6 protein-coding genes are annotated in these 4011 nt (G+C 38.7%); 1 reads left to right on the top strand and 5 read right to left on the bottom strand.

Annotated elements, in window-relative coordinates:
* From ADH02_RS01560 to ADH02_RS01545, 4 genes are all read right to left on the bottom strand, one after another.
* The coding region (locus tag ADH02_RS01560) for a VapE domain-containing protein (protein WP_048782024.1) at positions 1 to 491 on the bottom strand (491 nt) is incomplete at its 3' end.
* 2 nt (positions 492 to 493) lie between these two features.
* Entirely contained in the window at positions 494 to 1315 is an 822-nt protein-coding gene (locus ADH02_RS01555; RefSeq protein WP_048782023.1) for a bifunctional DNA primase/polymerase, read from the bottom strand.
* Positions 1316 to 1330: 15 nt separating this feature from the next.
* Positions 1331 to 1840, bottom strand: a complete 510-nt coding sequence (locus ADH02_RS01550; protein WP_048782022.1) for a hypothetical protein — start codon at positions 1838 to 1840, stop codon at positions 1331 to 1333.
* Between the two features lie 20 nt (positions 1841 to 1860).
* Complete coding sequence (locus ADH02_RS01545; RefSeq protein WP_048782020.1) at positions 1861 to 2664, bottom strand: AAA family ATPase; 804 nt, start codon at positions 2662 to 2664, stop codon at positions 1861 to 1863.
* Between the two features lie 58 nt (positions 2665 to 2722).
* Between ADH02_RS01545 and ADH02_RS01540 the strand changes: the two genes are divergently transcribed.
* Entirely contained in the window at positions 2723 to 2962 is a 240-nt protein-coding gene (locus ADH02_RS01540; RefSeq protein ID WP_048782018.1) for a hypothetical protein, read from the top strand.
* Positions 2963 to 3090: 128 nt separating this feature from the next.
* On the opposite strand, the gene ADH02_RS01535 is transcribed toward ADH02_RS01540, so the two are convergent.
* The coding region (locus ADH02_RS01535; protein ID WP_048782016.1) for a hypothetical protein at positions 3091 to 4011 on the bottom strand (921 nt) is incomplete at its 5' end.

The raw sequence follows: 4011 nt of genomic DNA, 5'->3' as shown, positions 1-4011 counted from the left end.
TAAGGTTCATATACTTTAGCAACAGCGCCTACCATCCACATTTCAGCGATTTTAGACACTAGAGGGTCTTGGTTAGCTCCTAAATAGACTTGCAGCATTTGTCCAATGCGTTTGCGTTTATCCCAGCCTTTCTCAGCTTCTTCCATATACTCTTTCACTGGATTGTAGGACCGTTCAGATAAGAAGGTTTCCATGCCGTCAATCATCGCTTGAGCTGTAAATGCTGCACCAGTGACATTCTCAAAATAAACCTTAACAACTGATTCGAAATTCGAAGGCAGCTCTCCTTTTTTCAGAAGCGTGTTTCCAAGTTGGATATCTCTTGTTAATTCGTGCTCTTGGGAGAATTCGTTATGCTTCAGATAGAGATTTAACTGATCATCAGCTCGAAATGCGTTCAACACATTTACTGGACTGTTCGTTTTTAAAGTTCCATTGCTATTTTTTATCGGTTCATAATCCTTATAAAAACTCACTACTTCGCCAATCACAATCACCTCCTATCTTTGTTAATCATACTTACTACTGTTCTTTCTAATTCTTGCATCGATAGTGGGTTTGGAGTGTTGGTATTAGCTATTTTAGCTAACGTCAACACATCCATCTCGTCCACTCCTCGCCATAAAAGCCCACCCACAAATTTAGCAAGCTTATCATTACGATTCCCTTCATCCCCTAATCCATTGGCGATGATTTCAAACAGTTCTGTCGTTTTTGTCTTTCCAGATGTCCGACCCTTACTAACCCACGACCTCAACCCGTCGCTGTAATCAAATTCACGCCCGTTGGTGATTTTGTATTGTTGAATGATGGCTTCAATCAACGCTCTGGAGGGAGTAATCATCGTTCCTTTTTCGGGAGATTTTTCCATGTCCCATTCATATTGCCCTTTATCCGTTGCAGAAGGAGCAACCAACACATAATTGTTTTCATGCGCTTTGATATCCACTCCTGGTAGGAATCCAATCATTTGACTGATGTGGATATCATCACGCTTGAAATAGAATAGGTGCTTACCTCCTGATGCCGTCTTAGCTTGAAGTGTGGGTTCGATTAGGTTTAAATGTTCCCAATTCTTCAACGAATCAAATCCACTGGTTTGTCCGTGTTTGTCAATATCAATCACGAAGAAATTTGTAGTCCTTAGTGCGATGTTTGCATTTGGATATTTACTCCAAACTTCGTTAATTCCATCAGCATCAAGAGGTGGTTTATCCGCAAATTCAATTAATGGTCTTTTAGTTGTAGAACTAATCGGGATGACCGAAAACCCTTTTTGCTGATACAACAGCGCATATTCTTTCATTGAATGCATGAGATCACCTTATTTTTAGAAAGGTAAATCGTCTTCTTCTACAACAACTGTATTCATCGCATTTTCAGCATTTTCTTCAATATCATAGTTGCGATATACTTTGTCTTCTTTACCTTTTGTTTCTAGGATTTTTAATGTGAAGTAAGAACCAACTGCTTTACGTTCTAATGCATCAGCTAATGCTCTTCCGTCTTCGAAGTCGTTCTTCATAACTTTATCTCCAGCAAGTTCAATCGCTTTAGTAAAGAACTTGATTGTTCGTTCTACTGACCAAGAAAGGTCTTTGCCGTTCCATTCAGATAATGTTCCAAAAGATACATATTCAGTACGTCCGTTAAATTCACCTTCACGGACTTCAAACGTGAACCCTAAACTTTCCCATCCGCTTGGTGCAATGTTAAATTGTACTCGTTTTAATACAACTGTGTAATCACCGGCTGGTAACGCTGCAGGTCCGTTCACGCTATCTTTACGAGGGTCAAATCCATCTTCTTTAATTTTCTTTGCAATACTTAATAAACTCATTTTTCATTTCTCCTTTAGTTTTAAAATAATTCATCTTCGTTATTAGAAACTTCAACAGTTTCCTGTTTTGTTGGTTTTGCAGCTGACTTTGTTGCTGCTTGTTGCTTACGAGGTGGTTCAACTGCGCCTCTGATTGTTGATAAAATTTTCAAAATCGCTTTGTCATCCACCTGGTCCGCATAGTAAGTCTTACGTTTTCTGTCGACTTCACGATTGTAGTTATTCCCGATTTTTTCTGTGTGGATCATTAAATCTGAATTCCCGTTGATAAGGTTCACGTACTTATCTTTCAAGCTTGGTTTGTCTTTAGTAGCATTTCCGTTATCGTCATATTCTGAGATTTGACGGCTGATGTAAATCACATTCATCGGTAATGCTTTGAGGTCAATAACCAGTTCCGTAATAGCCTGGTTGAAGAAGTCATAACCTTTCCCGTATGGGATTTCAGACAACGACTTCAATCGAGGTTTCCCTGGTGGAGTTAGCTCATCACACACAGCGATTTTAATCATCTCGATAACATCGTCGATAACATCGATTACGACTGTCTCGTATGAATGTTCTTGCGTTTGTAGAGCTAAAAGGATTTCTCCTAGCTGCTTAATCACTGAATTAGTGATTCGCCCTGATTTATCTTTGTCATTTAATAGTTGGATGCTTGGCACGCTGTTCGCTTCCGCATTCCCATCCGTGTTTAAAACAATCGGATTTGGGAACTCGTTCGCTAGGTACGATTTGCCACTCATGGTTTCTCCGTAAATGAAGTAATTCCGTGGTGTGTCCTTTGGCACTTGTGGTTTGTTTTCTGGTAATTTAAAGTTCATTTTATTCCTCCATTTTTTTGTTATACTAAATCTATCAACTTATAAAAGGAGATAGATTATGACTTTTAAAAAATATCTTGTCAGAGCTAGTAAACGTGATATCTATGATGATGGTAACGATTTTGATTTTGAAACCATATTCGCCAGAGAAGTTTTACGTTATGCTCATGACAAAGAACTTGAAACTAAGGACGGGTTTTTCCAACATCTAAAAATCATGAATGCTGAACCCTGGTTTATTGCACTTGCTTGCTCAATCTATCAAGATTACAAGAAATCATTGAAAGATGCTCACTGATAGACAATGCTTGTCTCTGATAGGGCGGTCTAAATCGGTCTCCGCCGTTTTTAACTACTTGGATGATCTTTTCCAAGTAGTTTTTTTCTCTTTCTAAAGCTACCTCTAAAGCCGAAATATCCATCTTTTCATGCCTCCTTGTAATAAAATTCAATCACGTTTACATCGTGTTGTTGTCTACTTCCTGTTATTCGCCAAAGTAATTGGCGGTAATCGTCGTATTCTCCAGAGCCTTTTTCAACAGGATCTAGAACAACGATTGTTTGGTATTTGTGCTGCAAGCCATCAACTCCGACTCCAAGAACCTGGTTCGTAGCAACTACTACCTTTTTATCAAGTCCTTCTTGAACGTCTCCAGTCCAGATTCCGATGTGAGGATGTCGTTCTTTGATGACATTTACAATCTGTTTCGACTTGCTAACAATCAGCATGTCATGTGGTGCTCTTTCGATTAATCCATCGAGCTTTAGCATTAGTGGAGTATCAGCATTCACTGGTTTGATTTTCGGGAAGTCAACTTCTACTCCTGCTTGGTTGAGATATCTTTCAAACGTGTTTCGTCCAAAAGATTGTTTTGCCATCGCTGTTTCACCTTTTACCATCACAAGATTTAATTTTCTAAACTTGTTTAACATTTCCGGATTTCCAGGTTCGACAGTTACTGGATAGAACTTAATTTCGTAACCGTTGTTTTCAACAGCGTTTTCGATTTCTTCAATTTCTTCCCATCTGAAGAAATTTGGAAGATTATTAACGTAGCGTTCATAGTCTCTGAAATCCTCCCATTTCTCTTTCGAATAAGTGAATGGATCATACACCATTCTTCCGTGTGCTTTTTGCCAATCAAATTTATTATTTGGATTTGCAAATCCAAAAATCGTTTTTTCGAGTGGGTAGAAATTTTGCCCTTTTTTTCGAATCGGAGTGGCTGAAAGACCTATCGTGTATTTTCGCTTTATACGTCGATATAAGGCCACCTGCTTCTCCGAGGACATATTCTGCCACTCATCAATAATCAACACGTCACAGTTGAATTTTGAGCCTTTTTT

Source organism: Streptococcus sp. 263_SSPC (genome assembly GCF_001071995.1).
In the GTDB taxonomy this organism is placed as follows: domain Bacteria; phylum Bacillota; class Bacilli; order Lactobacillales; family Aerococcaceae; genus Granulicatella.
This window is presented reverse-complemented; position numbering and strand designations above follow the sequence as displayed.